Annotated in this window: 21 protein-coding genes and 1 pseudogene; 9 read left to right on the top strand and 13 right to left on the bottom strand. The window is 59.3% G+C overall.

Features of this window, described 5'->3' with window-relative positions; translation table 11 throughout:
* Positions 1 to 123 precede the first annotated feature (123 nt).
* The 5 genes from gshB to metK form a co-directional block, all read right to left on the bottom strand.
* Positions 124 to 1,074 (bottom strand): glutathione synthase, encoded by a 951-nt coding sequence (gene gshB / locus ACTG27_RS11105; protein ID WP_042055145.1) that lies wholly within the window; start codon positions 1,072 to 1,074, stop codon positions 124 to 126.
* Positions 1,075 to 1,125: 51 nt separating this feature from the next.
* The gene (gene rsmE / locus ACTG27_RS11100) at positions 1,126 to 1,857 is read right to left on the bottom strand and encodes a 16S rRNA (uracil(1498)-N(3))-methyltransferase (RefSeq protein ID WP_005343824.1); all 732 of its coding nucleotides are present in this window, start codon (positions 1,855 to 1,857) and stop codon (positions 1,126 to 1,128) included.
* Between the two features lie 118 nt (positions 1,858 to 1,975).
* Entirely contained in the window at positions 1,976 to 2,680 is a 705-nt protein-coding gene (locus tag ACTG27_RS11095; protein ID WP_439979673.1) for an endonuclease, read from the bottom strand.
* 73 nt (positions 2,681 to 2,753) lie between these two features.
* Positions 2,754 to 3,281, bottom strand: coding sequence for a SprT family zinc-dependent metalloprotease (locus ACTG27_RS11090; protein WP_439979672.1), 528 nt, complete (start codon positions 3,279 to 3,281; stop codon positions 2,754 to 2,756).
* A gap of 68 nt (positions 3,282 to 3,349) precedes the next feature.
* The gene (gene metK, locus ACTG27_RS11085) at positions 3,350 to 4,501 is read right to left on the bottom strand and encodes a methionine adenosyltransferase (protein ID WP_005338519.1); all 1,152 of its coding nucleotides are present in this window, start codon (positions 4,499 to 4,501) and stop codon (positions 3,350 to 3,352) included.
* A 349-nt stretch (positions 4,502 to 4,850) separates the two neighbouring features.
* Here metK and tkt point away from each other — a divergent pair, with 349 nt between their 5' ends.
* Positions 4,851 to 6,842: a transketolase gene (gene tkt, locus ACTG27_RS11080; protein ID WP_005338517.1), complete on the top strand. Its 1,992-nt coding sequence runs from the start codon at positions 4,851 to 4,853 to the stop codon at positions 6,840 to 6,842.
* A 212-nt stretch (positions 6,843 to 7,054) separates the two neighbouring features.
* Complete coding sequence (locus ACTG27_RS11075; RefSeq protein WP_323929709.1) at positions 7,055 to 7,888, top strand: hypothetical protein; 834 nt, start codon at positions 7,055 to 7,057, stop codon at positions 7,886 to 7,888.
* A 204-nt stretch (positions 7,889 to 8,092) separates the two neighbouring features.
* Here ACTG27_RS11075 and ACTG27_RS11070 read toward each other — a convergent pair whose 3' ends face one another.
* Positions 8,093 to 9,124: an NAD(P)H-quinone oxidoreductase gene (locus tag ACTG27_RS11070; RefSeq protein WP_323929707.1), complete on the bottom strand. Its 1,032-nt coding sequence runs from the start codon at positions 9,122 to 9,124 to the stop codon at positions 8,093 to 8,095.
* A 135-nt stretch (positions 9,125 to 9,259) separates the two neighbouring features.
* Between ACTG27_RS11070 and ACTG27_RS11065 the strand changes: the two genes are divergently transcribed.
* The 3 genes from ACTG27_RS11065 to ACTG27_RS11055 all read left to right on the top strand — a co-directional run bounded on the left by ACTG27_RS11065 (position 9,260) and on the right by ACTG27_RS11055 (position 11,859).
* The gene (locus ACTG27_RS11065) at positions 9,260 to 10,132 is read left to right on the top strand and encodes a LysR family transcriptional regulator (RefSeq protein ID WP_042055160.1); all 873 of its coding nucleotides are present in this window, start codon (positions 9,260 to 9,262) and stop codon (positions 10,130 to 10,132) included.
* 145 nt (positions 10,133 to 10,277) lie between these two features.
* Positions 10,278 to 11,141 carry a glyoxalase III HchA gene (hchA, locus tag ACTG27_RS11060; RefSeq protein ID WP_323929705.1) on the top strand — a complete coding sequence of 288 codons (864 nt, stop codon included), beginning with the start codon at positions 10,278 to 10,280 and terminating at the stop codon, positions 11,139 to 11,141.
* Between the two features lie 226 nt (positions 11,142 to 11,367).
* Positions 11,368 to 11,859, top strand: a complete 492-nt coding sequence (locus ACTG27_RS11055) for a PA1136 family autoinducer-binding transcriptional regulator (RefSeq protein WP_439979671.1) — start codon at positions 11,368 to 11,370, stop codon at positions 11,857 to 11,859.
* Between the two features lie 73 nt (positions 11,860 to 11,932).
* Here the strand turns inward: ACTG27_RS11055 and ACTG27_RS11050 are convergent, their stop codons facing one another.
* Positions 11,933 to 13,198 carry a RidA family protein gene (locus ACTG27_RS11050; RefSeq protein ID WP_439979670.1) on the bottom strand — a complete coding sequence of 422 codons (1,266 nt, stop codon included), beginning with the start codon at positions 13,196 to 13,198 and terminating at the stop codon, positions 11,933 to 11,935.
* 1,150 nt (positions 13,199 to 14,348) lie between these two features.
* Between ACTG27_RS11050 and ACTG27_RS11045 the strand changes: the two genes are divergently transcribed.
* The gene (locus tag ACTG27_RS11045; RefSeq protein WP_439979669.1) at positions 14,349 to 15,221 is read left to right on the top strand and encodes a hypothetical protein; all 873 of its coding nucleotides are present in this window, start codon (positions 14,349 to 14,351) and stop codon (positions 15,219 to 15,221) included.
* Between the two features lie 22 nt (positions 15,222 to 15,243).
* Here ACTG27_RS11045 and ACTG27_RS11040 read toward each other — a convergent pair.
* From ACTG27_RS11040 to ACTG27_RS11030, 3 genes and pseudogenes are all read right to left on the bottom strand, one after another.
* Positions 15,244 to 15,396 (bottom strand): annotated as a pseudogene (locus ACTG27_RS11040) (anhydro-N-acetylmuramic acid kinase); the annotation flags it as partial.
* A gap of 262 nt (positions 15,397 to 15,658) precedes the next feature.
* Positions 15,659 to 16,780, bottom strand: a complete 1,122-nt coding sequence (locus tag ACTG27_RS11035; RefSeq protein WP_201955227.1) for an anhydro-N-acetylmuramic acid kinase — start codon at positions 16,778 to 16,780, stop codon at positions 15,659 to 15,661.
* 313 nt (positions 16,781 to 17,093) lie between these two features.
* Positions 17,094 to 18,419: a peptidoglycan DD-metalloendopeptidase family protein gene (locus ACTG27_RS11030; protein ID WP_013724009.1), complete on the bottom strand. Its 1,326-nt coding sequence runs from the start codon at positions 18,417 to 18,419 to the stop codon at positions 17,094 to 17,096.
* Positions 18,420 to 18,528: 109 nt separating this feature from the next.
* Here ACTG27_RS11030 and tyrS point away from each other — a divergent pair, with 109 nt between their 5' ends.
* Positions 18,529 to 19,728: a tyrosine--tRNA ligase gene (gene tyrS, locus ACTG27_RS11025; protein ID WP_439979668.1), complete on the top strand. Its 1,200-nt coding sequence runs from the start codon at positions 18,529 to 18,531 to the stop codon at positions 19,726 to 19,728.
* Positions 19,729 to 19,770: 42 nt separating this feature from the next.
* On the opposite strand, the gene ACTG27_RS11020 is transcribed toward tyrS, so the two are convergent.
* Positions 19,771 to 20,706, bottom strand: coding sequence for a LysR family transcriptional regulator (locus ACTG27_RS11020; protein WP_043818935.1), 936 nt, complete (start codon positions 20,704 to 20,706; stop codon positions 19,771 to 19,773).
* A gap of 108 nt (positions 20,707 to 20,814) precedes the next feature.
* Here ACTG27_RS11020 and budA point away from each other — a divergent pair, with 108 nt between their 5' ends.
* Positions 20,815 to 21,609: an acetolactate decarboxylase gene (gene budA, locus ACTG27_RS11015; protein WP_005338506.1), complete on the top strand. Its 795-nt coding sequence runs from the start codon at positions 20,815 to 20,817 to the stop codon at positions 21,607 to 21,609.
* Positions 21,610 to 21,627: 18 nt separating this feature from the next.
* The gene (alsS, locus tag ACTG27_RS11010) at positions 21,628 to 23,298 is read left to right on the top strand and encodes an acetolactate synthase AlsS (RefSeq protein WP_439979667.1); all 1,671 of its coding nucleotides are present in this window, start codon (positions 21,628 to 21,630) and stop codon (positions 23,296 to 23,298) included.
* Positions 23,299 to 23,411: 113 nt separating this feature from the next.
* Here the strand turns inward: alsS and ACTG27_RS11005 are convergent, their stop codons facing one another.
* Together ACTG27_RS11005 and ACTG27_RS11000 are read right to left on the bottom strand one after the other, a co-directional pair.
* The gene (locus tag ACTG27_RS11005) at positions 23,412 to 24,824 is read right to left on the bottom strand and encodes an MATE family efflux transporter (protein ID WP_439979666.1); all 1,413 of its coding nucleotides are present in this window, start codon (positions 24,822 to 24,824) and stop codon (positions 23,412 to 23,414) included.
* Positions 24,825 to 24,897: 73 nt separating this feature from the next.
* The gene (locus tag ACTG27_RS11000) at positions 24,898 to 25,836 is read right to left on the bottom strand and encodes a LysR substrate-binding domain-containing protein (RefSeq protein WP_439980512.1); all 939 of its coding nucleotides are present in this window, start codon (positions 25,834 to 25,836) and stop codon (positions 24,898 to 24,900) included.
* Between the last annotated feature and the right edge of the window lie 362 nt (positions 25,837 to 26,198).

Raw genomic sequence — 26,198 nt, 5'->3', positions numbered from 1 at the left:
TGAGATCCCGCCCCTTGCCGGATTGCCTTGAAACAGAGAGGGGGGCGCCAGCCCTCCCTCTCTGTTTCAAGGCTTGTCAGGGGCGGGTTACCCCCTGAACAGGCCGGTTAGCCTGCCCAGCGATTATTTGCCCAGCCGACGCTCGATGGCATCCATCAACATGCCGGTGATGTGCACATCGAAGGCCGCTTCAATCTCGCGAATGCAGGTCGGGCTGGTGACGTTAATCTCGGTCAGCCGATCGCCGATGATGTCTAGGCCGACGAAGATGAGGCCTTTCTCTTTGAGGGTCGGGCCTACCGCGCGGGCGATGGCCCAGTCCGCTTCGCTCAGGGGACGGGCTTCACCACGGCCACCGGCCGCCAGATTGCCACGGGTCTCCCCTTGCGCCGGAATACGGGCGAGGCAGTAGGGAACAGGTTCACCGTCCACCACCAGCACCCGCTTGTCGCCCTCCTTGATGGCGGGCAGATAGGTCTGCGCCATACAGTACTGGCTGCCGTGGGCGGTCAGGGTCTCGATAATCACGCCGACGTTGGCGTCATCTTCCTTCATGCGGAAGATGGAGGCGCCGCCCATGCCGTCCAGCGGCTTGAGGATGACGTCCTTGTGTTTCGCGTGGAAGGCGCGCAGCTTGTCGGCGCGGCGGGTTACCAGCGTGGTCGGGGTGTGCTCGGCAAACCAGGCGGTGTAGAGCTTCTCGTTGGCGTCACGCAGGCTCTGCGGCTTGTTGACGATAAGGCAACCCTCATCCTCTGCCCGCTCCAGCATGTAGGTGGCATAGATAAATTCGGTGTCGAACGGCGGATCCTTGCGCATCAGGATCACATCGAGGTTGGAGAGGGGCTGATCCACCACCTCGCCCAGCTTGTACCAGTCGGCATAGTCATATTTGACGGTGAGCGGGCGCATGGTGCCAAAGGCGCGACCAGCTTCCATGTAGAGATCCTTCATCTCCAGATAGAAGAGCTCATAGCCGCGCTTTTGCGCCTCTTCGAGCATGGCAAAGCTGGAATCTTTCTTGATGTTGATGGCCGAGATGGGGTCCATCACGATGCCGAGTTTAATGGTCATCCGAATATCCTTCTTGTGGCTCGATTGCTAGTGAGATTCTTAAAACCTGCTTCAGGCCAGATCGCCAAAGCGGCACTGCAGCGCAGTTATCGCCGTCAGGGCGGCGGTTTCGGTGCGCAGCACCCGCGGCCCCAGCAGCATCTCTTTGAAATCTTCCTGCACGGTACGGGCGATCTCGTCGCTCGACAAGCCCCCTTCCGGGCCAATCAGCAGGCGCACGCCGTGCTCGGGAACGGGCAGGGTGTTGATGCTGTACTCGGCGCGCGGGTGCAGGTTGAGCTTGAGCTCCTTGGTCTCTTCCGCCAGCCAGGCGTCCAGCTCCATCGGCATGCGCACCTCTGGTACTACGTTGCGGCCGCACTGTTCGCAGGCGCTGATCACCACCTTCTGCCACTGTTCACGCTTCTTCTCCAGTCGATCGGCTGGCAGCTTGACGCCGCAGCGCTCGGAGAAGAGCGGGGTGATGCAGGTGACGCCCAGCTCCACCGATTTCTGGATGGTGAAGTCCATCTTGTCGCCACGGCTGATCACTTGACCGAGGTGAATGGCCAGCGGTGACTCCACTGATTGGACGTCGCAGCTGTCGATGGTCACTTCCACCGACTTCTTGCCAACGCTGGCGATGGTGGCGGGATATTGATTGCCATCGCCGTTGAACAGCTCGAGCTGCTGGCCTGGCTGCATGCGCAGTACCCGGCCGATATGGTTGGCGCCGTCTTCCGACAGGGCGATGGTCTGGCCAACTTGCAGGGTGGCCGGTTCATAGATACGTGGAATGCGCATGGCTGCTTGTCAGTCTCTTGCTTGGAAACCCTTTATATCCTGCGGCAAGCAAGGCTCACGCGGCAATAGGGAAGGGCTTCATGATAGGAGGGGTGATCCCCTCCCTGGTCAAATGGGGTTATTGGCACTGCTTTTCAATAAAGGGATTGGTATTGCCCTGCAGCTTGCCGATGCGGCGGTTGCGCTCGCACTCCCAGCCTTCTGCAGGGTACTGCCTGTCCCAAGCTTCAAACAGTTTACGCTGTTGCGCTGCCAGACGCAGCCCATACTGCTCGCTCATGTAGAGGTAGGCGCGGGCAATCTGGCCCCGCACCGGCCCCTTGGGCGGCTGTACCCGACGATCCTTGAAATCCACCAGCATCTGGCACTGGCCGTACTGATCCGGCTTGCCGTTCCAGTCGGAGAAGCGGTAGTTGGCCCGATCGCCGTTCACCTCGCCAATTGCGGGGAAGAGGTTGTGCATGTCCCCCTCCATCTTGTTGAACTCGGGGCTCGATTTTTCGCAGTTCTTGCGACCGCCATCCTGCCAGCACTGCAGCTGGTGGCCGAACTCCCAGGCGGGGACCACGTGTTCCCACTCGATGCGGGCGGCGCGCTTGGCCTGCTTGCGTGGCTCATAGCCGCAACTGGCGAGATCCGGGCTCATTTTCTTGCCCTGATAGTCGATGTCACAGCCGCAGTAGAAGGTGGTGACCGCAGGCTGGCTGCGGTAGAGCTTCACCAGATCCTGCTTGGCTTCACGAAAGGTCTGGGCGTGCAGGGGGGCGCTGAGCAGCGGCAAACCGGCCAGCAGGGTCAGGGCGATGGAGGAGATGAAACGCATGGGATTCCTTGCAAACGGGGTGATTGACGAACGATGGCGGGCACCCTACCACAGGGGCGCGACACAAGCTGGCTTACTGCTCTGGCTCCGGCCGTTCCCGCTCCAGCGGCTGCTTGCAGCGACGACAGTGATAGCGGGCTTCGCCACGCACCACCTTGTTGTGGCGGCGAATAGAGAGTTGATGCTGCTGGCAGTGACAGCGATAGGGCACGGTGCGCTGGGCCAATACCGCCAGATCGAAGCTGTGGGTGGTTCTGGGCTCAAGGCCGAATACCTCCCGCATCACCGATTGCCACTGGCGGCCGTGGGGCAAGACCCGGCTTTTGCCACGTCCTTCTCCCCACAGGGCGTGTACCAGCAGATGGGCCACCTCGTGGGGCACCACCTCATCCAGAAACGCCTGCTGGTTGGCCTGATAGAGGGCCGGGTTGAAGCGCAGCTCCCAGGTTTGCAGCCGCGCCGATCCCGCCGCCCGGCCCCGCATATTGCAGTAGATCCGTGGGCGGGGGAAGGTGCGGCCAAGGCGCACCTCGGCCTGCACAAAGCAGGCTTCTAGGCGTTGTTGCAGCAGGGCGACAAGCTGGGCAGGAGTGGCAGACATCAACATCTCGTCAGATAGCGGATAAGCAAAAGGGGAGCCAGGCTCCCCTTTTATCACAACAGCGAGCCTTACAGGCCAGCGGCAGAACGCAGCAGTTCGGCCTTGTCGGTCTGCTCCCACGGGAACTCGTCACGACCGAAGTGACCGTAGGCAGCGGTAGCCTGGTAGATCGGGCGCTTCAGATCCAGCATTTCGATCAGGCCATACGGGCGCAGTTCGAAGTGCTCGCGCACCAGTTTGACCAGCAGCTCTTCGGCGACCTTGGCAGTACCGAAGGTTTCGACGCTGATGGAGGTCGGCTCGGCCACGCCGATGGCGTAGGAGATCTGGATTTCACAGCGATCGGCCAGACCGGCGGCAACGATGTTTTTGGCAACGTAGCGGGCGGCGTAGGCAGCGGAGCGGTCAACCTTGGACGGATCCTTACCGGAGAAGGCGCCACCACCGTGACGAGCCATGCCGCCGTAGGTGTCGACGATGATCTTGCGACCGGTCAGACCGCAGTCACCCATCGGGCCGCCGATAACGAAACGGCCGGTCGGGTTGATGAAGTATTTGGTGTCCTTGTTGACCCACTCGGCCGGCAGCACCGGCTTGATGATCTCTTCGCGTACCGCCTCAACCAGATCCTTGTGGCTGATGGATTCGGCGTGCTGGGTAGACAGCACCACGGCATCCACACCGATGATCTTGCCTGCGTCGTCGTAGGCGAAGGTCAGCTGGCTCTTGGCATCCGGACGCAGCCACGGCAGGGTGCCGTTCTTGCGTACTTCAGCCTGACGTTTCACCAGCAGGTGAGAGTAGGTGATGGGGGCCGGCATCAGCACGTCGGTTTCGTTGGTGGCGTAGCCGAACATCAGGCCCTGGTCGCCCGCGCCCTGCTCCAGCGGATCGCTGCGGTCAACGCCCTGGTTGATGTCCGGGGACTGCTTGCCGATGGCGTTCAGCACGGCGCAGGAGTCAGCGTCGAAGCCCATGTCGGAGTGGGTGTAGCCGATTTCACGTACGGTATCACGCACGATCTCTTCGATATCAACCCAGGCAGAGGTGGTTACTTCGCCGGCCACCATGACCATACCGGTCTTGACCAGGGTCTCGCAGGCAACGCGTGCCTTGGTATCTTGCTTGAGGATGGCGTCCAGTACCGCATCGGAGATCTGGTCCGCAATCTTGTCGGGATGGCCTTCGGAGACCGACTCGGAAGTAAACAGCTTTGCCATGATAAGAGTCTCAGCTTGTCTGGGTTATCGCCACAGCAATAACCGGATGAATAGGATGGTGTAGAGGTATCTACATCTGGACGTCTATTTTAATTAGCGCCCCCCGTGATTGCCAGCACTATTTTGTCGCGCAGTGTCCAATGGGTCACAAGCGGTGCTCTCCTATCCCGAAAGGGATGGAAATCAAACGTTTTTCTCTGGTTGCTTTGGTCAATAGAGGGCAAGAAAAGCGATTGTCCTCCCAAAGCCACTTTATTCATCCAGATAATATTTGCACGCCGCGCGCCCTGCTGGGACAATAACGCGCCTTAATCTTGGCCATCAAATGAAGCAATCGCAGGAGATTCAGATGCCTTCTCGTAAAGAGCTTGCCAATGCCATTCGTGCATTGAGTATGGATGCCGTTCAAAAAGCCAACTCCGGTCACCCGGGCGCCCCCATGGGAATGGCGGATATCGCCGAAGTGCTGTGGCGTAGCCACCTCAGACATAACCCGAACAACCCCAAGTGGGCCGACCGCGACCGTTTCATTCTCTCCAACGGCCACGGCTCCATGCTGCTGTACTCCCTGCTGCACCTCTCCGGTTATGACCTCTCCATCGACGATCTGAAAAACTTCCGCCAACTGCACTCTCGCACCCCGGGTCACCCGGAGTACGGCTATGCACCGGGCGTGGAAACCACCACTGGCCCGCTGGGTCAGGGCATCACCAACGCCGTTGGTATGGCGATCGCCGAAAAAGCCATGGCTGAGCAGTTCAACCAGCCGGGCCACGACATCGTTGACCACTACACCTACGCCTTCATGGGCGATGGCTGCCTGATGGAAGGTATCTCCCACGAGGCTTGCTCTCTGGCCGGTACCCTGCAACTGGGCAAACTGATCGCGTTCTGGGATGACAACGGCATCTCCATCGACGGTCACGTAGAAGGCTGGTTCACCGACGACACCGTCAAGCGCTTCGAAGCCTACGGCTGGCACGTTATCCCGGCTGTTGACGGCCACAGCCCGGAAGCCATCAATGCTGCCATCGAAGCCGCCAAGGCCGAGACCGGCAAGCCGACCCTGATCTGCTGCCGCACCATCATCGGTTACGGCTCCCCGAACAAATCTGGTTCTCACGACTGCCACGGCTCACCGCTGGGCAACGACGAGATCGCTGCTGCACGTGCCTTCCTGAAGTGGGACCACGCTCCGTTCGTTATCCCGGCCGACATCGCTGCCGAGTGGAACGCTCAGGAGAAGGGCGCTGCACTGGAAGCCGACTGGGCTGCCAAGTTCGCCGCCTATGAAGCCGCTCACCCGACGCTGGCTGCCGAATTCAAGCGTCGCACCGCTGGCGAACTGCCGGCCAACTGGGCTGCTGAATCCGCCAAGATCATCGAAACCCTGCAAGCCAACCCGGCCAAGATTGCGACCCGTAAAGCGTCCCAGAACTCTCTGGAAGCGTTCGGCAAGCTGCTGCCGGAGTTCATGGGTGGCTCTGCCGACCTGGCTCCGTCCAACCTGACCATGTGGTCCGGCTCCAAGTCCCTGACCAATGACGATGCCTCCGGCAACTACATCCACTACGGTGTACGCGAGTTCGGCATGTCCGCCATCATGAACGGTATCGCCCTGCACGGTGGTTTCATCCCCTACGGCGCCACCTTCCTGATGTTCATGGAGTATGCCCGCAACGCCCTGCGCATGGCCGCCCTGATGAAGCAGCGCGCCATCTTCGTTTACACCCACGACTCCATCGGTCTGGGTGAAGATGGCCCGACTCACCAGCCGGTTGAGCAGATCGCCTCCCTGCGTCTGACTCCGAACATGAGCACCTGGCGTCCGTGTGACCAGGTTGAATCCGCCATCGCCTGGAAACACGCCATCGAGCGTACCGACGGCCCGACCTCTCTGATCTTCTCTCGTCAGAACCTGGCCCAGATGGACCGTACTGCCCAGCAGCTGGCCGACACCGCCAAGGGTGGCTACGTGCTGAAGGATTGCGCCGGTACTCCGGAGCTGATCCTGATCGCCACCGGTTCCGAAGTGGAACTGGCCGTTGCCGCCTATGAGCAGCTGACTGCCAAGGGCCGTGCCGTGCGCGTGGTCTCTCTGCCGTCTACCGACGTGTTCGACGCCCAGTCTGCCGAGTACAAAGAGTCCGTCCTGCCGTCCTCCGTCACCAAGCGTGTGGCCATCGAAGCCGGCATCGCCGACTACTGGTACAAGTACGTCGGTTTCGGCGGCAAGATCATCGGTATGACCACCTTCGGTGAGTCCGCACCGGCCGAGCTGCTGTTCAAGGAATTCGGCTTTACCGTGGAAAACGTGGTTGCGACCGCAGAGTCCCTGTAATAGCTGACCATTGGGCCACTCTGGCCCAATATCCGGAATAAGAAAACGCCCCCCATCGTAAGATAGGGGGTATTTTTTTAGATTTTTTAAGAGATATTGTGAATATAAATGATTAACTTGAAATATTTTTAGTTATATTATTTATGCGTATGATATATACACTTAAATTGAGTTTGCAAGTGGTGATGTAAATTGATGGTGTTATAGGCCTGATGTATAACACGGTTTTAATAATAGGGGGCGCAATGGCATGTTATCTCAGAGATGAGCGTATTTCTAATATTACAATTGATGCAGATTGTCTTTCTCAATTAGGAGGTGTTTTTCTAGAGCGAACAATGGCTATAAATAATGCTGCCGGGAATAATACTGATGGGAAAAAGGCTATATTTACGTGTATTATCAGGTTTGATAACAAAGGTTATAGAGTTTTTAGTATTGAAGATTTATTGAATTACTTTCAACTTGGCAAGGATGTTGAACGTATATTGTTAACCATCGATACAGGAGAGAGTCTAAGTTCCAACAGGCAAATAGGAACATATTTAGAGTTACGCTTAGATAATCGAGATCAGGCAAACTGTTTTCTCACAGTAACTTCTGATGATAAAGACTTAGTCGATGCATCATTCTCTGCCATACACGATGCTTTGAGTAAATATAAAAACAAAAATGCATGGGTAAGGTCTGTATGGACGCAGCTCTGTATTCAAATAATTGGTGTTAGTCTCGGTTTTATATTGAGTTTATGGGGAGCGAATATTATTTCCCGTCAGATAGAAATGGAAAACCCTTTTGTACTATCTTTTCTGTTTTTAATATTAATATTTTCAAATCTATGGGGGTATATTAATCAAGCCATTTTATGGGGTTTGAATAGTTTGTTTCCAAATTTAAAATTCTATCGGCAAGATAAAGAAACGCTTCATTGGTTAATGCAAACAATTGTGGGTGGCATTGTAGTTGCGATAGTTCTCTTCTTTCTAAATGAAGCATTTTCATTCTTAATGATAATTATGAACAGTATTATACATAAAGGTGGGTGAGCTCGTAGGTTCGATTAGCGAAGCGTAATCGGACGTTCGCGTTCTTTAAGACGATGCCATAAAAATAATACCCCTTCCTGTTACCTAAAAAGAGACCGGCATTTAGCCGGTCTCTTTTTATTTATTGCAACCCTTACGCCTGCGGCGGGGTACTTTCCGTGTTGGATATCACCGCACCCACCTCAACCAAGTCTGCTATGTGCCTTATTTATCTGATGATAACGGCGCCATGGTTAATACCAGCTTGCCGATATGACGGCCTGAATCCAGCAAATGGTGGGCGGCGGCGGCCTCATGCAGCGGGAAGGTCTGGTAAACCTGCGGTTTGACCTCACCGCGTTCGATAAATGGCCAGACATGAGTTTGCAGCTGGGCGATCATGTCGGCTTTTTCCTGCGGAGTACGCGAGCGCAGGGTAGAGCCGATATGGGTCAGCCGCTTTTGCAGCATGGGAAACAGATCGAGATTGGGGGCGGCGCCCGCAATAATGCCGATCTGGACTATGCGGCCATTGATGGCGGCCGCCGCATAGTTGCGCGCGACATACTCCCCGCCAATGATATCGAGAATGATGTCGGCGCCATGGTCATCGGTGGCAGCATGCACTGCCTCGACAAAATCCTCCTCCTTGTAGAGCACGGCCACATCCGCGCCCAGCTTGATGCTGGCGGCCTGCTGCTCGGGTGAGCCGACCGTGGTGATGATTTTGGCGGCGCCAAATGCCTTGGCCAGCATGGTGGCGGTCGTGCCGATGCCGGAGGCACCGCCATGGATCAAGATAATGTCCCCTTTTTTAAACTGACCCCGTTCAAACATATTTGACCAGACCGTCATAAAGGTTTCCGGCAGCGCCGCGGCTTCGACAAAGCTCAATCCGGGTGGCAGGGGCAGGACATTGCTCTGGTGGGCGACGCTGTATTCGGCGTAGCCTCCACCCGAAATCAGCGCGGCGACCTTGTCGCCAATCTTGAGATGGGTCACCCGCTCCCCCTTGGCGACCACGACCCCGGCGACCTCCAGCCCGGGAATATCCGATGCTCCTGCCGGAGGCGGGTAGAGCCCTTTGCGCTGCATCACATCCGGCCCATTGATGCCGGTTGCATAGTGCCGGATCAAGACCTCATCCGGCTTGGGCTTGGGTGTGGCGCGGGTGGTCAGTTGCAAGACATCGGGGCCACCTGGCTGGGTAATCTCTACCGCGCTCATGGTGGCGGGAATGGAATAGGCGTTATGCATCAGCGGCTCCTTGTAACGAGGTGATATGAGGTTCCCCGAGTGGGATGAGCACCAAGATAGTGGAGATTGCTGATGAATAAACGCAGTATTATCCCTCACCTGTAATGCAAAAATGCATTTCAACCGGGAGTCGTGATGAACTGGGATGATGCGAAAATTTTTCTGGCGTTGCATCGGGAAGGGAGCCTGAGGGGCGCCGCCCGTGTGGTCGGGGTCGATCAGGCCACCATTGGCAGACGGATTGCTGCACTGGAGCATCGTCTGGCGGCCACGCTGTTTCTCCGCACATCCAAAGGGTATGTGCTGACTCATGTCGGAGAGATAGTGCTGGCCAGCGCTCAGCAGATGGAGCTGGCGGCCATTGATTTCGTGCGGGCGGCGCAAGGGGTCGACAACCGTCTGGTCGGGGAGGTCAGTGTGGCGACCACAGACACCCTGGGGATGGATTTTCTGATACCGGCCCTGACCGAGCTGCATCAGCGTTATCCCGATATCAGGGTCATCCTCAATACCTCGACCCAGGTGGTCAATCTGTCCCTGCGGGAAGCGGATATAGCGATCCGGACGGTGAAGCCGGACAATCCCGACCTGATTATTCGCAAGCTGGCCTCCTGGCCGGTCGGGTTGTATGCCTCCGCCGACTATCTGGCTCGCCATGGCATTCCCGAAGCGGGCACCGGTTTTGCGGGCCATTCGCTGGTGGTGTATGAGCCCCACTGGCAGAGCGCTCGCTCGCCAATGATGCTCGAAGAGGCGGCCGAGGGGGCCACGGTCGCCGCGGGGGTCAATACCAGCCTGATGCTGCGTCAGGCCCTGTTGATGGGGCTGGGGCTTGGCGAGGTAGCGGTTCCGCTTGCCGAGCAAGCCGGGTTGGTGCGGGTCTGGCCCGAGCGGCAGTTACAGCAATCCTACGATGTGTGGTTGGTGACCCATCAGGATGTGCAGCATGCCGCGCGGGTCAGGGCGGTCATGGATGCCATCGTCAGGGCATTTGCCGCGATGGCCTAAGTCTGGCGGGGATTCTGTTCAGGTTTTGTCGCAGCGTGGTCACACCTCTTGCCATCGTCATGGCGGTTGAGGGAAAACCCTCATTTACTTGGTCTCTGACAGTCAATACTGTGAGACCGAGTCCACCACTACTGGAGCCTGACCCATGACCGACATGCTTGTTGACGATAAACAACCGACCCCGGATCCGGCAGAGCAGAATGCCTTCTTCCCGTCGCCCTACTCCCTGAGCCAGTTCACCTCGCGCAAATCTGACCTTGCCGGGGCCGACTATCCCGCTCCCTATCGGGAGGGGCGCTGGAAGATCCTGCTGATCGGGGCCGATGAGCGTTATCTGCCCACCGACAACGGCACCCTGTTTTCCACCGGCAACCATCCGGTCGAAACCCTGCTGCCCATGTATCACCTCGACAAGGCGGGCTTTGCCTTTGATGTGGCCACCCTCTCCGGCAATCCGGTCAAGTTCGAGTGGTGGGCCATGCCCGGCGAAGATAAAGAGGTGCTGGGGCTCTATGCCAAATATCAGGCGCAGTTCCGCCAACCGGCCAAGCTGGCTGATCTGCTGAAAGATGCGCTGGCTGCTGACTCCGACTATATCGGCGTCTTTATTCCCGGCGGGCACGGCGCCCTGATGGGGCTGCCGGAGAGTGCCGAGGTGAAAGCGCTGCTGGAGTGGGCGATGGCCAACGATCGCTTCATCATCTCCCTCTGTCACGGGCCTGCTGCGCTGCTGGCGGTGGCCAATCCAGAGACCTTCGCGGGCTACAAGATCTGCGCCTTCCCCGACGAGCTGGATGCCCAGACCCCGGCAATTGGCTATATGCCGGGCCACCTCACCTGGAAGTTTGGCGAGAAGCTCAAAGAGATAGGCTTTGAGATCGTCAACAACGGCATCTCGGGAGAGGTGTGCCGGGATCGCAATCTGCTGACCGGTGACAGCCCGCTGGCGGGCAATAACCTCGGCAAGCTGGCTGCTACCACCTTGCTGGAGGCGGTTGCCAAGCGATGAGGTTGTCGTCGTCGCCAGCGAATGCGCTGCAGGTCGCGGTGGCGCTGGAAGGGTGCCAGCGGCTGGAGGAGATCCAGCAGCTGGTGCGCGCTTTTGCCACCCCGCTGGGGTATCACCGCTTTGCGCTCTTCTCCATCAGTGCCAGCGAGGAGGGGGTGGTCGAGCACCTCTATTGGCTGGAGGGGGAGTGGCTGGAGAGCGGCGAGGCGGTCGACCTGCATGCAATATGCGCGAGTGCCCGATGGCGATGCATATCAGGGAGCGAGACCAGCCCTTCTTCTGGAGCAAAACGGTTGGTGCCGTTGGCGAGCAGTACCGTATCGTTCGCCAGCCTGAGGGGCCTGGCCGACATGGCTTGCAGGTTCCCGTCTATGGGCCGTTGGGACTGGAAGGGGCGATGAGCTTTGGCGGCGCTCAGATCGATGCCAGTGCCCACACTCGGGTTGGCCTTGCGCTGATCGCGGCGGCGGCTTTTCATGCAGCTCGTCGCCTGATGGAGATGCCGGTAGCGGGTCACGAGCGTGGCCTCACTGGGCGCGAGCGCGAAGTGCTGGAGTGGGTCTCCCGGGGTTGGCGCCATGCCGATATCGCCACCACCCTGAAGCTTTCGGTGCGCACGGTCGAGAACCATCTGCGCAGTGCTCGCCGTCGACTGGGGGTGGCCACTACCGCAGAGGCGGTCAGAGTGGCGATCAGGAACCGCGATATCGAGGGCTGAGGGGCTATCCCTTTGTCTGGCATGTAAAAAGAGACCGGCCATCAGCCGGTCTCTTTTTTTATTTACCACAACATTACACCTGCGGCGGGGTGCTTTCCGCGTTGGACATCACCGCATCAATTTGCACCAGAGCACCGGCGGGAAGTTCACTGACCCCGATTACGGTGCGGGCAGGCAGATAACCCGGGAAATATTTGGTGTAGACGGCGTTGACCGCATCCAGATCCGCGATATTGGCGAGCTGGATATTGACCTTGACGATATCGTCCATCACATGGCCGATGCTCTCCACAATCGCTTTGATATTGCTCAGGCACTGGGCGGTCTGCTCCTTGATGCAGCCAGCCAGGATCTTGCCGGTGGCGGGGTCTATCGGCAGTTGGGCAGAGAGATGGTTGTAGTGGGAGAAGGCGACGGTCTGGGTGTGCAGCGGGCTTCTCGGCGCTTTGTCGGTATTGCGGGCACGGATCACCAGATTGTGTCTGTCTTCCACCAGTTGCGGCGGGGTGCCGTCACCGTGGGAGATGACCGCATCCATTTGCACTAGCGCCCCCATGGGCAGGGCGGCGGCACTGACCACAGAGCGGGCAGGCAGATAGGCCACGGCGCGGGCGATGGCGGAGTCGGGGAATAAGGTGGTGTAGACCTCGTTGACGGCTTCCAGATCGGCCAGATCGGCCAGATAGACGGTGACCTTGACGATATCGTCAAATGGCACGTCGATACTCTCCAGCACCGCCTTGATATTGCGCAGGCACTGGCCCGCCTGCTCCTTGATGCCACCGGCGACCAGCTGGCCCGAGGCCGCATCGACCGGCTGCTGGGCGCCGATATTGTTGTAGTGGGAGAAGGCCACGGTATGGGTGGAGAGCGGATTGTGTGGCACCTTGTCGCTATTGCGGGCGAGTTTCACCAGCGGGCAAGGATCTTGTGGGAAGGTACCTTCGCCGTTGGAGATGATGGCATCGATCTGCACCAGCGCGCCCAGCGGCAGAGCGGCGACGGCAAGGGTGGTGCGGGTCGGCAGATAGCCCGGGAAGAATTCGCGATAGACAGCGTTGACCGCCTCCAGATCGGCCATCTCTTTCAGGAAGATGGTCGCTTTGACCATATCGTCCATCACATGGCTGATGCTCTCGATGATTGCCTTGAGGTTGCTCAGGCACTGTCTGGCCTGCGCAGTGACATCGCCACTCACCATCTTGCCGGTGGCGGGATCGACCGGCAGCTGGGCGGAGATATTGTTGTAATGAGAAAACGCCACCGTTTGGGTGCAGGGGCCCAGATCCTGGGGTGCATAGGGGGTATTTCTTGCCGACTTGATGATGGTGCCACTCATAGATATGCCTCTTTTTAATATTTGTTGTTTATTCAGGTACAGGTTTACCCCATCTTGTTGTGCGCCACGGCCACTGCGCCAGCGGCGGCATCCCCGGTTATTATTTGTGATCCACTCAATTACTGAGAGGAATAAGGGAGAAGAGAACAGGGTAGATATTTCAGACGCTGCGATTCTATGAGTGGCTATCAGGGGTTGCAAACCGCTGATTGCATTTCTATGAGATGGCTCAATGGGCGCAAATTTAAGCATATTGCTATTCAATTCACCCGAAATAGGAGCCAATTTGTGCGCAAATGGTGCCGAACCGGCGGACAGCCTTGCCCTGACTGGGTTTGCTCACCTCCTCTTCAGGATATTGGCATGTGAATAAAGGGTTAATATTATGCGCCGATGTGCAAATAATGCATATTATGGTGCATGGATATATGTTTTTAGCTCTTTTAAGGGGCTATGAAAATTCCCGTTAATATGCATATCCACCTTATTAAAGATACCTCTGGAATATAATTCACGGCTTTTGCATTCCTCTCTGTTAATGCTGATTCCGGCATACTCGATGACACCTTGCTGGCAGCCGGGATCTGTTATTAACGCCATAAAATTCTATGCCATGAATTTGCACGGCGGATCTGCCCCTGCTGCACAGGAGTGAGGAGCATGGCGTTGGCGTGACGGTGTGCGGGCGCTGTGGTGCTGGATGAGGAAGGGGAGGTGGTGGCAATCCGCTTATCTTCACGACGGTTGCATCCCCTGATGGGGGGGGGTGCCCCGCGTCGTCGATTTTTCCACTTTTTTGCGGCTTTGTCTGATCTCCCTCTTATCTGTGGCTGGTTGTGATGATAGGGATGGTTTTCAGGGCTCGGGAACAGCTCAGGTGATTTCGCAGGAATAAAGTTTAATATATTGTTTTTAAAAGGAAATTCGTCAAAAAATGGATTTATCAACCGCTTCTTATGGTTTCTTGATGAAACTGTTAATTAGTGACGTGATTGCGAGTCAGGTCGCTTTTTTCACTCGCTATTAATCGTATGATTAATAAGGTAATCAAGGAGCCCTGACGGAAAGCATCGATGCACCGGCAGGCCATTGCCCAGGATTGGCAAGCGAGATCGCGTCGCGATCATCATTACCTGACTGTGGAGGATTTATGCTGGGTTTCGTTCTGGGCGATATGTATTGTCAAACATCTGGGCAGCGGTTACCTCCTCGCCTGGGAAAGAGCTTTCCCATTCCTGCCGATTACCGACTGCGCGGCCGGGTATCCGCCGCCATCATGACCATCGAGAGCCTGCTCGATACCCCTTATCCGCAAAAGCAGTTTCGTGATCTGGTCTTTGGCGCCTTTATCGAGCGCCAGCGTCGGCTGTTTGGCGAACATGTGATTGTGGCCCGCATGGAAGGGGAGGAGGGGCTGGAGCTGTCGATTGATCTCTCGTTTGTCAGCACCGCCGTACCTGTGGGCCTCTTGGCTATCTCTGAAGAGCTGGCCCTCGCCACGGCGCCGCGTCCCAAGAAGAGCCATCCCCACTACGAGGCGCTGTGCAAGGCGATCGACTGCATGGTGATGCTGATGTTTTATGGCAAGGTGATCCGCCAGCGGAATACGGTGTTGGAAAATATCGGCCATCAGTTTGGTTATCAGCCAGCGGCGACCCTGACGGCGCGTGTTGGCAAGGGTGGGGAGGATGATTACGACGCCTTCATGGTCAATATCATGACCTGTATTGCCTACTCCAACTCGCTCAAGGAGGCGCTGGAGAATGCCAGCCGGATGGGAATTCAGGAGCCCGCTTTCTTCTGCATCGTCGGGGCGATTGCCAGCACCCTGTGGGGCGTTCCCAGACAGTGGGCGTATCAAGCCTCACAGCTGATCCATCGCTCCCACCACCACTACATCCAGAATTTGCTTCGCTGTGAAACCCGTGCCGGGCTGCGCCATATCAATCTGGAGCCGCCAAAGCCCCCTTTGTTTGCACCGATCCGGCAACAGGTTGTGCGTCTGTTCAAGGGGGCACACTGATCCGCAGCCCCCTTGTCATCACTCAGGCAGGATAAAGCGCCCCCAGCACAGCCGGACGGCTGGCACCGGTGACGGCGGGCAGGTTGCCCGGCTTGCGGTGAACAAAGCACATGGCCAGCCAGGCAAAGGCTGCGCCTTCCACCCAGTCGGGGGCAAGGCCCAGCTCGGCAGTGCTCAGGAGCCCGCTTTCTTCTGCATCGTCGGGGCGATTGCCAGCACCCTGTGGGGCGTGCCCAGACTGTGGGCGTATCAAGCCTCACAGCTGATCCATCGCTCCCACCACCACTACATCCAGAATCTGCTTCGCTGTGAAACCCGTGCCGGGCGGCGCCATATCAATCTGGAGCCGCCAAAGCCCCCGCTGTTTGCACCGATCCGGCAACAGGTTGTGCGTCTGTTCAAGGGGGCACACTGATCCGCAGCCCCCTTGTCATCACTCAGGCGGGATAAAGCGCACCCAGCACAGCCGGACGGCTGGCACCGGTGACGGCGGGCAGGTTACCCGGCTTGTGGTGGACAAAGCACATGGCCAGCCAGGCAAAGGCAGCGCCTTCCACCCAGTCGGGGGCAAGGCCCAGCTCGGCAGTGCTGGCGATGCGCCATGCAGGCAGCAGGCTAGCCAGCTCCTTCAGCAAGGGGGCGTTATGGGCTCCGCCGCCGCAGACAAACAGCTCGGCTTTCGGCTGGCTGGCACCGACTGATTCGGGCCGGGCGGGCAGTTGGCGGGCGATGCTGTGGCAGGTGAGTGCCTGCAGGGTGCGCTGCACATCCACGGGGGCGTATGAAGTGCCTGCCAGCTCCCCATCGAGCCAATCGAGGGTGAACATCTCCCGTCCGGTGCTCTTGGGGGAAGGGGCGGCGAAGTAGGGGTGAGCCAGCAGTTTTTCCTGCAGGGCCGGGATGGGCTTGCCACTGGCGGCCCATTTGCCACCGGCGTCATAGCTGCCGCCGTGGGGCTGATGGCGGCGATACCAGCCATCGAGCAGAGTGTTGGCCGGGCCGGTATCAAAACCATATACCCCGCCCGGATTGCCCGGCAGCACCGAGATATTGGCGATGCCGCCGAGGTTCAGTACCACTCGCAGGGCGCCGGGTTTGGCAAACAGCGCCTGATGGAAGGCGGGCACCAGCGGCGCTCCCTGACCGCCGAGGGCCATATCCATGGTGCGAAAATCGGCGATAACGTCGATGCCGGTCAAGGCGGCCAGCAGGGCGGCGTTGCCGATCTGCAGGGTAAAGCCAAGCTGGGGACGGTGGCGGATGGTCTGGCCATGGCTGCCGATGGCGCGAATATCTTTGGGCTCAAGCTTCGCCTTGGCCAGCAGCGCGTGGGTGGCGGCGGCAAACTCTCGCGCCACCAGATTATCGGCCACCCCCATGCGGTCGATTTCGTTGTCGCCCGGGGTGCAGAGGGCATGCAGCGTGCGGGCGGTCTCTTGCGGCCAGGGGTGACAAAGCGCCGCTTCGACCCGCAGTTCATCCCCGGCGATCATCACCAGCACGGCATCAATGCCGTCCATGCTGGTTCCCGACATCAGACCGATATAGCGCTCAGCCATGGTGTCTCCTTACATTGCTGTTCGAAAATACGGTGTGCAGAGAGGGTGAAGAGGGGAGCGGCTTTCATCCCATGCCACATGGCGTGGTCTTTGACATCAGACCGATATAACGCTCAACCATGTTGCATCCTCAATGCGGACCGGAAAAAGAGTGAGAGAGACAGGATAGATAAGCCCTTGCTTCCGTGCCACATGCCGCTCCCGGTGTTCCATCTCATCTTATGTCCGAAGGTGGACTCATTTCAATCTGATTGCCTGGCGCGGGTTCAATAAAAGGGGCTGGTAGGGCCTTCACCCTGCCAGCCCTGATGGCTTAGTTGCCGCGACTATCCCGCTTGTTCTGGGCCAGCTGCAGCTCGGGGTTGTCGAGCTTGGCCAGTTGTGGCATCGCCAGCTTTTTGAAGTTGGCCAGCTCGCGTCCGCTCAGGGTCTCTGCCTGCGGCAGGGTGAGGGTGCGCGGGTTCTTGTGAATGCCGCCCACCACGAATTCGTAGTGCAGGTGCGGGCCGGTGACGCGGCCGGTGCCACCCAGAGTGCCGATGGTCTGCCCCTGCTTCACCCGCTGTCCCTTGTTGACGGTGCGCTTGGAGAGGTGCAGGTACTTGGTTACATAGTTGCCAGCATGCTTGATAAAGACGTAGTTGCCGTTGAACTGGTTGTAACCGGCGGCCACCACGCTGCCGGAGCCCGCCGCCATGATGGGGGTACCCACCGGCGCTACATAGTCGATGCCGTTATGGGGGCGGATCTTGCCGGTCACCGGATGGAGGCGGCGCGGGTTGAAGTTGGAGCTGATGTATTTGAAGTTGACCGGTGCACGCAGGAAGCTCTTGCGCATCGCCTTCCCTTCCGGGGTGTAGTAGTTGCCATCTTCATTGAGCACGGCGCGGTAGGCGGTGCCCTGGTTGACGAACTCCGCCGCCAGAATATCGCCGGAGGCGACCCGCTCGTCGTCGCGGAACTTGTCTTCATAGACCACCCGGAAGCTGTCACCCGGCTGCAAGTCCTGGGCAAAGTCGATGTCCCAGCCGAAGATGGCGGCCAAGTCCATGATCTGATCTTCGGTCATCCCCGCATCCACCGCGGCGCCCCAGAAGCTGGAACGGATCTCCCCTTTGCTCACCTGTTCGCGGGTGTCGAGGGCGATCTTGACGTTGCGGGCGACAAATGTCTCCTCCTTGCGGCTCACCTTGAGCGCCTGCTCCAGACTGTGGGGGTAATAGAGGCTGTGCAGCTCGCCGTTCTCGGTGAGCTTGAAGGTGAGTTCCTGCCCAGGTTGCAGCATCCGCAGGGGATCGCTGCCCTCGAGCTGATCGATCAGGTGCAGATCCGTGGTGCTCAGGCCAATGCGCTGGAAGATGACTCCCATGTTGTCGCCACGGCGTACCTTCACCTGCTTGGTGATATAGCGCGGCTTGGGCGGGGTAACGGGCTGGGCGGCCTCGGCCGGCAGCTCGTCGTTCAGCGCGTTATCGTTAGCCGGTTCCCGCAGGGCAATCTCGTTGCCGTTTTCATCGACCCGTGTTGCTACTGCCTGTTCGCTTGGCCAGGCAGCCAGCATCATGATCATGATGCTCAAGATCAGCACCATCTTGCGGTGCCAGTGGGGGAGTGCGTTGAAGGCGTGCCAAATAACCATGAGAAGCAGATGAAGTCGGGCAGAATGGACGGATTTTACAGCCTTTCCAATTGGCCCGCCATTCCAGTAATATGTTTGGCCCTGTGGAATCGTGATGGAGAGTCAAAAAATGTCCCAGCTCGAGGTGGCGCTAGCCGAGATCAAGCGCGGAGCGGAAGAAATTCTGGTTGAAGAAGAACTTGTCGCCAAGTTGAAGGAAGGGCGCCCGCTGCGAATCAAGTTGGGCATGGACCCGACCGCCCCCGACATTCACCTGGGTCATACCGTGATCCTCAACAAGCTGAAGACCTTCCAGGATCTGGGCCATGAAGTGATCCTGCTGATCGGTGACTTCACTGCCATGGTGGGTGACCCCTCCGGCAAGAATGCCACCCGTCCGCCGCTCTCCGAAGAGGCCATCAAACACAACGCCCTCACCTATGCGGAGCAGGCGTTCAAGATCCTCGACCCGGCCAAGACCCGCATCGAGTACAACTCGACCTGGCTGTGCGAGCTGGGTGCGACCGGCATGATAAAGCTGGCGGCCAAGCAGACCGTGGCCCGCATGATGGAGCGCGACGACTTTAAAAAGCGCTACACCGGCGGCCAATCCATCGCGATTCACGAATTCCTCTATCCGCTGCTGCAAGGCTATGACTCGGTCGCGCTGAAGGCGGACGTTGAGCTGGGCGGTACCGACCAGAAGTTCAACCTGCTGATGGGCCGCGAGCTGCAAAAAGATGCCGGCATGGCGACCCAGTGCGTGCTGATGATGCCGCTGCTGGTGGGGCTGGATGGCGTCAAGAAGATGTCCAAGTCCGCAGGCAACTACATCGGCGTCCACGACGCTCCGGGCGAGATGTTCGGCAAGATCATGTCCATCACCGACGATCTGATGTGGAACTACTACGAGCTGCTCTCCTTCCGTCCGCTGGCCGAAATCGAAGAGTTCAAGGCAGGCATCGCTGCCGGTACCCTCAACCCGCGCGATGTGAAGATCTGGCTGGCCAAAGAGATCATCGCCCGTTATCACGACGAAGCGGCGGCTGAAGCGGCCCACGAAGATTTCACCCAGCGTTTCTCCAAGAACGCCATTCCGGACGAGATGCCGGAAATCGAGCTGGCACTGGAAGGTGAAGGTCTGGCCATTGCCAACCTGCTGAAAGAGGCCGATCTGGTGGCCACCACCTCCGAAGCGCTGCGGATGATCAAGCAGGGCGCGGTCAAGGTGGATGGCGAGAAGCTGGAAGATGGCAAGGCACTCATCGGTGCCGGTACCGCCGTCTATCAGGTCGGCAAGCGCAAGTTTGCCCGGGTGACTGTCAAATAAGCAGTACCGTCAAATAAGCCGTCGCATCAGGCAAGCTGGTCATCAAACCGGTTCAAGCTTGTTCAACAGGGCCTCCTTCGGGAGGCCTTGTCGTATCTGGGCGGCACGGATCTGGGCGATAAAGTGCCGCAGCACGGCACTGCTTGGGTGTGGCCGTGTCGCCAGACTGATGCTGGTCATCATGCCGTTGCCCTCAATGGGGTGATAACTGACCCCGAGCGGGCGCAGCGCCGCCACCGAGCTGGGCACCAGAGTCACGCCAAAGCCCGCCTGCACCATGCCGACGGTAGAGATCACCTGCGGGCATTCGGGCCCCAGTATCGGTTCGAACCCCGCCTCCCGACAGAGGCCCACGATGCCGTCATAGAGCCCGGGCCCGATGGCGTGGGGAAACAGAATAAAACTCTCGTCCTTCAGGCTGGCCAGTGGCAAGGGGCCCGGCTTGGCCTTGGGATGGCTGGTCGGCAGGGCGATCAGCAGCGGCTCCTGCTCGATAAGGTGATGGGCAAAGCCCTCGCTACCGCGGCAGGGGAGCCGCAAGATGGCGGCGTCCAGCCGATCGTTGCGTAGCGCCTCCACCAGTGCCGGCATGGTGCCCTCCTGCGGGCTGAGAGCCACCTCGGGATAGCGCTCCCGGTAGTCGTGCAGCAGGGTCAGCACCGCGGGGTGGAGCACGGTGGAGCCGGCAAAGCCGATCCGCAGCGCCCCCTGCTCGCCCCGGGCAATCCGCTTTACCTTCAGTTTTGCCGCATCGGCCAGCGCCAGGATCTGCGCCGCATCCCGATAGAGGCTCTCGCCCGCCTCGGTCAGCTCGACACTGCGGGTCAAACGGCGCAGCAGCGGGGTGCCCAGGGTCTCCTCCAGCTTGCGGATCTGCTGGCTCAGCGGCGGCTGGGCCATGTTGAGTGATTCGGCTGCGCGGGTGAAATTCTGCTTTTCAACAACGGCCATGAAGTAGCGAAGCGTACGAAGTTCCATATCGATTGAGTCTCAAAGTCATGGGATCAGCGTATTGGTGTTGAAATGTGAACCAAGTCACCATTGGATCCGAACGCTAACAGGATTCACGGTGGAGGTGAAACCCGAATGGAACATATTGCAACATCTGACAGTGCCGGGTGCAGCTGTGCCCTCGAAGTGAGCCAGCAGTTTTCCCGCTGGCGCAGGCAGCATGACGGCGGCGAGATCTACCAGAGTTCCCTGATGAGCGCCCTGCTGGCGGGGGTCTACGAAGGGGAGACCACCATGAGCGAGCTGCTGCGCCACGGCGACTTTGGCCTCGGCACCTTCAATCACCTCGATGGTGAGCTGATCGCCTTCGAGCGCCAGATCCACCAGTTGCGCTCCGATGGCTCGGCCCGGCCCGCCCGCGCCGATCAGAAGACCCCCTTTGCGGTGATGACCCATTTTCGCCCCTGTCTGGAGCGTCGCTTCGACCATCCCCTCAGCCGTGACGAGATCCACCAGTGGGTGGATCGGCTGGTGGGATCCGACAACGTCTTTGTCGCCCTGCGCCTCGACGGCCAGTTTGAAACAGCCAAGGTCCGTACCGTGCCGCGTCAGGAGCCCCCCTATCGCCCCATGCTGGAAGCCATCGAACAGCAGCCGCTATTCCGCTTTGCCGCGGTGGCGGGAACCCTGGTGGGCTTTCGCTGCCCGCCGTTCGTGCAGGGGGTCAATGTGGCGGGTTTTCACGAGCACATGATCACCGCCGATCGCAAGGGGGGCGGCCATCTGCTCGACTACACCATGGCCCACGGCACCCTGCGACTTTCTGTGGTGCGTCACCTCAATCTGGCCCTGCCATCGGATCCCGCTTTCCGGCAGGCCGACCTCAACCCCGCCGATCTCGATCGCGCCATTCAGGCCGCCGAAGGCTGATAGACAAGGAGCAATATCATGGAAAACAGACAGTGGAAGTGCGGTGCCGAGTTGGTGGTTCGTCATCTGGAGGCGCAAGGGGTCAAGCAGGTGTTCGGTATTCCCGGTGCCAAGATTGATCGGGTGTTCGATGCGCTGGAGGACTCCCCCATCGAGACCATAGTGGTGCGCCACGAGGCGAACGCCGCCTTTATGGCGGCCGCCGTGGGGCGTCTCACCGGCAAGGCGGGGGTGGCGCTGGTCACCTCGGGCCCCGGCTGCTCCAACCTTATTACCGGGCTGGCGACCGCCACCTCGGAAGGGGACCCCATGGTGGCGCTGGGCGGTGCGGTGCGCCGTGCCGACGGCCTCAAACTCACTCATCAGAGCATGGATACGGTCAACCTCTGCCGTCCGGTCACCAAGTTCAGCGCTCAGGTCAACAGCGGGGCGGCGATCTCCGAAGTGATGGCCAACGCCTTTCGCGCTGCCGAGCTGGGGCGGCCGGGGGCGGCGTTTGTCAGCCTGCCGATGGATATCATCAACAAGCCGGTACAGGGCAATGTGCTGGTGCCCCGCGAGGTGCCGGAGCCGGGCTGTGCCGATGAACAGAATATGGAGCAGGCATTGACCCTGCTGCGCAACGCCGAGAATCCGGTGGTGCTGCTCGGCCTGATGGCGAGCCGGCCGGAAAATGCCGAGGCAGTGCGCGCCTTCCTCGACAAGGCGCGGTTGCCGGTGACCGGTACCTATCAGGCCGCCGGGGTGGTGGACAGCTGCCACTTCGATGACTTTGCCGGACGGGTCGGGCTCTTCAACAACCAGCCGGGGGATCAGCTGCTGGCAGGGGCCGATCTGGTGATCTGCATCGGCTATAGCCCCATCGAGTACGACCCCGTGCTGTGGAATGGCGACAGGGAGCGGCGCATCCTCCATATCGACGTGCTGCCCGCCGATATCGACAGCAGCTACTGCCCGACCGCCGAGCTGGTGGGGTCGATCCGTGCCAACCTGTTGCAGCTGACCCGCATCATGGGCAATCCGAAAATCCGCCCCCCCGAGGTGGATCGGTTGCTGCAAGGGGTACGCCAGCAGCGACTGCGACTGGCGATGCGGGCCGATGAGCTGCACGGCAATCCGGTTCACCCCTTGCGTATCGTGCGCGAACTGCAGGATCTGGTGCGCGACGACATGACACTCTGCGTCGACATGGGCAGCTTCCATATCTGGATTGCCCGCTACCTCTACAGCTTCCGCGCTCGTCAGGTGCTTATCTCCAACGGTCAGCAGACCATGGGGGTGGCACTGCCGTGGGCCATCGGTGCGGCGCTGGTGCGGCCGGGTGAGAAGGTGATCTCGGTATCGGGGGATGGCAGCTTTATGCAGTCGAGCATGGAGCTGGAGACGGCGGTGCGGCTCAAGAGCAATATCGTTCACATCATCTGGGTCGATAACGGCTACAACATGGTGGCGATGCAGGAGCAGCAGAAGTATTGCCGCACCTCCGGCGTCTCTTTTGGCCCTATCGATTTCAAACGCTATGCCGAATCGTTCGGGGCGGCCGGGTTTGCGGTGCGCTCGGCAGACGAGTTGCGCGCAACCCTGCGGGCCGCACTGGCGGTGGAGGGGCCTGCGGTGGTGGCGATCCCGGTGGATTACTCCGACAACCCGGGGCTGATGGCCCAGCTCAGGCCAGAAGTATTGGCATAGTGTGGGAGCAGTGCTGGCCTGAATCCTCGTGTAAGGGCAGGCAGACCCGCCCATATAGCAAAAACCGGCATCAATGGATGCCGGTTTTTTATTGCTACGCGGGATGGGTGGCCTTAACGGGCCAGCTGGACGGCGGCTCGTGCGCGGGCCGGTTGCGGGCGCTGTTTGGCTTTTGGCGCACAGGCCATCTTCAGGCGCAGCCACTCGCGCCACAGCAGCCAGCAGAGTGGCAGGGTGAGCAGCAGCACGGTCGCGGGCTGGGCCATCAGCACCCCATCACGCCCCCACAGTTGCGGCAGCAGGAAGATGAGCGGCAGCAGCAACACGGTTTTGGCGATGGAGATGACCAGCGCCTGACGGGTACGTGCCATGGATTGCAGCAGCACGATGCCGAACATGATGATCCCCTCCAGCGGAATGGCGCCGAGGTTGAGGGTCAGGCTGCTGATGGCGGCGGCCAGCAGTTCGGGATCCTTGTCGCCGGTATAGAGCATGGCGACCTGTCCCGGCAGCAGCTGGATGGTGAGCCACACCAGCATGCCGTAGATAAAGGTGAACTTGAGCCCCATCTCCATCAGGTACTTGAGGTTGCGATGGCGCTTGGCTCCTGCCGCCTTGCTGATGAGCGGCTGAATGCCGAAGGCGAGCCCCTGCAGAATGACGATAAAGACCGCTTCGGTGTAACCGGCCACGGTAAAGCCCGCCAGATCCTTCACATTGCCATACACCATCAGCTGGCTGTTGTGCAGCATCAGCAGCAGGCCGAGGTTGAACTGGGCAATCAGGCTCGGCAGGCCGGTAAAGAGCAGGTGCGGCATGGCGGGAAGGTTGGGCACCAGATCCCGCCAGCTGAGGCGCAGCCGCGCCCAGGGGGTAAAGAAGTAGCCAAGGCCGATCAGGCTCACCGCACCCTCTGCCATCAGGGTGGCTTGCGCAGTACCGATCAGTCCCAGCCCCAACCGCCCCACCATGATGTAGTTGAGGATGATATTGAGCACGGCGCCGCTGCTCACCAGCACCATGGCCAGTTTCGGGCGGCCATCGTTGCGCAGCAGATAGGGCACTGCCAGATTGCTGGCCAGCAGCAGGGTACCGCCGCCAATCCAGGTGAGGTAGTCACTCGCTTGTTTCCAGGTCTCGGTGCCCTGTTCAATCCCTAGCCCCAGCAGGATATCGGTGTGGGTGTAATAGAGCAGCACCGGCGCAACGCCCCCGAGACCGGCCAGCAGCCAGAGGGCGTTGACCAGCGCCTGACGGGCCCGCTTGTCGTTTTTCGCCCCTTGCTGGAAGGAGATTGCGGTGGCTGCCCCCATGCTGATCATGGCGGCCAGGCCGATCAGCACCATGATGACCGGATAGACCAGGTTGATCCCGGCGAGGCCAGCGGCGCCGACATAGTGGCCGACGAAGATGCCGTCGATGAGGTAGTAGGCCCCCGAGACCAGCATGGCAAGAATGGAGGGGAGGGCGTAAGCCCAGAAGCGACGGGTCATGGCCCTTTGCCGCAGTGTTAAATAGGCAGACATATCTGTTCTCTCGGGGAGTTCGATTATCGAACAGCTAGTCTAGATTAATACTTATTTGGTGATAATCAGGGTTTCACTTGATGAATTGCTGAGTATTACTCACTAATCCGGGGTTTTGGTAGTGAGCCTTGAGCATGTCGATCAGGATGCGCAAGCCGCTGCCCAGCTGATGCCGACTGGGATAGAAGAGGTAGAAACCGGCAAAGGTGGGGCACCAGGGCTCCAGCACGGTGAGCAGTTTCCCCTCCGCGACCTTCTGGCTCACCTCCTCTTCCAGACAGTAGGCGAGCCCCAGCCCCGCCTCGGCGGCGCCCAGATAGAGGGCCGGGGTGCTGGTAGTGAGCGGCCCGGTCACTTCGATCTCCAGCATGGTGCCGTCGGCGGCAAAGGCCCAGCGATAGTGGTGGTGCGGAGTGAGGCGATAGCCGATGCAGGCGTGGCGGCTCAGCTCGCTCGGGTGCTCCGGTGTACCGTGCTCCGCCAGATAGGCCGGGGAGCCCACCACCAGATAACGCTGGGGCGGGCCGAGGGGGATGCCGATCATCTCCTTGGGCAGCAGATCCCCATAAAAGAGCGCGGCATCGTAACCATCTTCAATCAGCCGGGGCATCAGCTCCTGCTCCACCACCTCCACCTGCATCCGCGGATAGCGGGCCAGATAGTCGATCAGCACAGGTGCCAGCAGGCTGTCGATGGCGCCGCGCGGAGCGCAGAGCTTGAGTCTCCCTACCGGCTCGTCGCTGTTGCGGGCCAGCTCGGCAAGCGCTTCTTCGAGGGTATTGAGGGTGGGGAGCAGCTGCTTGAGCAGCCGTTGGCCCGCTTCGGTCGGCACCACGGCCCGGGTACTGCGGTTGAGCAACCGCACCCCCAGTCGCTCCTCCATCCCCTTCAGACTGTGGCTGATGGCGGAGGCGGATACGCCGAGTTCGAGGGCGGCCTTGCTGAAACTGCGGTGGCGGGCGACGGCGGCAAACACCGCCAGTTCGGCGAGATCGGTACGGGTAATGGTCATCATCAATCAACAAAAAGGCGTGAGTCACAAGGGTACGCCAAGGCCGTGCTGCACACAATCCGCGCTAAACGGGTGGCTTGTTGCAAATATGTAGCTGCTCGCAGGCCATTGATTCCAGTGAAACTAAGTTGAATTGTTAAAAAAAACTCACAATAAGGCACTTTGAGTGTGATCTTGGTCGTCCGAAAGGCGACCAAAATCAAACTTTGGTTGATTAATTCAAAAAAAACGCTGTGATTAATAAGGGCATTTAATTAAAGTCAGCCCATCAAGAGTGGCGCACGTTAATCGGTTGTTAAGTGAGACGGGCGCCGACCCTCAGGGTCAAAATCTCGCACTGTTGTTTGTTGCAATCCTGTTGT

The sequence above is a fragment of the Aeromonas sp. 97A genome (assembly GCF_051919185.1).
GTDB lineage: Bacteria > Pseudomonadota > Gammaproteobacteria > Enterobacterales > Aeromonadaceae > Aeromonas > Aeromonas veronii.
This window is presented reverse-complemented; position numbering and strand designations above follow the sequence as displayed.

Coding starts and splice junctions, on each gene's coding strand:
- gshB (WP_042055145.1), bottom strand. CDS start 1,074: ATGACCATTAAACTCGGCATCGTGATGGACCCCATCTCGGCCATCAAC.
- rsmE (WP_005343824.1), bottom strand. CDS start 1,857: ATGCGCATTCCACGTATCTATGAACCGGCCACCCTGCAAGTTGGCCAG.
- ACTG27_RS11095 (WP_439979673.1), bottom strand. CDS start 2,680: ATGCGTTTCATCTCCTCCATCGCCCTGACCCTGCTGGCCGGTTTGCCG.
- ACTG27_RS11090 (WP_439979672.1), bottom strand. CDS start 3,281: ATGTCTGCCACTCCTGCCCAGCTTGTCGCCCTGCTGCAACAACGCCTA.
- metK (WP_005338519.1), bottom strand. CDS start 4,501: ATGGCAAAGCTGTTTACTTCCGAGTCGGTCTCCGAAGGCCATCCCGAC.
- tkt (WP_005338517.1), top strand. CDS start 4,851: ATGCCTTCTCGTAAAGAGCTTGCCAATGCCATTCGTGCATTGAGTATG.
- ACTG27_RS11075 (WP_323929709.1), top strand. CDS start 7,055: ATGTATAACACGGTTTTAATAATAGGGGGCGCAATGGCATGTTATCTC.
- ACTG27_RS11070 (WP_323929707.1), bottom strand. CDS start 9,124: ATGCATAACGCCTATTCCATTCCCGCCACCATGAGCGCGGTAGAGATT.
- ACTG27_RS11065 (WP_042055160.1), top strand. CDS start 9,260: ATGAACTGGGATGATGCGAAAATTTTTCTGGCGTTGCATCGGGAAGGG.
- hchA (WP_323929705.1), top strand. CDS start 10,278: ATGACCGACATGCTTGTTGACGATAAACAACCGACCCCGGATCCGGCA.
- ACTG27_RS11055 (WP_439979671.1), top strand. CDS start 11,368: ATGCGCGAGTGCCCGATGGCGATGCATATCAGGGAGCGAGACCAGCCC.
- ACTG27_RS11050 (WP_439979670.1), bottom strand. CDS start 13,198: ATGAGTGGCACCATCATCAAGTCGGCAAGAAATACCCCCTATGCACCC.
- ACTG27_RS11045 (WP_439979669.1), top strand. CDS start 14,349: ATGCTGGGTTTCGTTCTGGGCGATATGTATTGTCAAACATCTGGGCAG.
- ACTG27_RS11035 (WP_201955227.1), bottom strand. CDS start 16,780: ATGGCTGAGCGCTATATCGGTCTGATGTCGGGAACCAGCATGGACGGC.
- ACTG27_RS11030 (WP_013724009.1), bottom strand. CDS start 18,419: ATGGTTATTTGGCACGCCTTCAACGCACTCCCCCACTGGCACCGCAAG.
- tyrS (WP_439979668.1), top strand. CDS start 18,529: ATGTCCCAGCTCGAGGTGGCGCTAGCCGAGATCAAGCGCGGAGCGGAA.
- ACTG27_RS11020 (WP_043818935.1), bottom strand. CDS start 20,706: ATGGAACTTCGTACGCTTCGCTACTTCATGGCCGTTGTTGAAAAGCAG.
- budA (WP_005338506.1), top strand. CDS start 20,815: ATGGAACATATTGCAACATCTGACAGTGCCGGGTGCAGCTGTGCCCTC.
- alsS (WP_439979667.1), top strand. CDS start 21,628: ATGGAAAACAGACAGTGGAAGTGCGGTGCCGAGTTGGTGGTTCGTCAT.
- ACTG27_RS11005 (WP_439979666.1), bottom strand. CDS start 24,824: ATGTCTGCCTATTTAACACTGCGGCAAAGGGCCATGACCCGTCGCTTC.
- ACTG27_RS11000 (WP_439980512.1), bottom strand. CDS start 25,836: ATGACCATTACCCGTACCGATCTCGCCGAACTGGCGGTGTTTGCCGCC.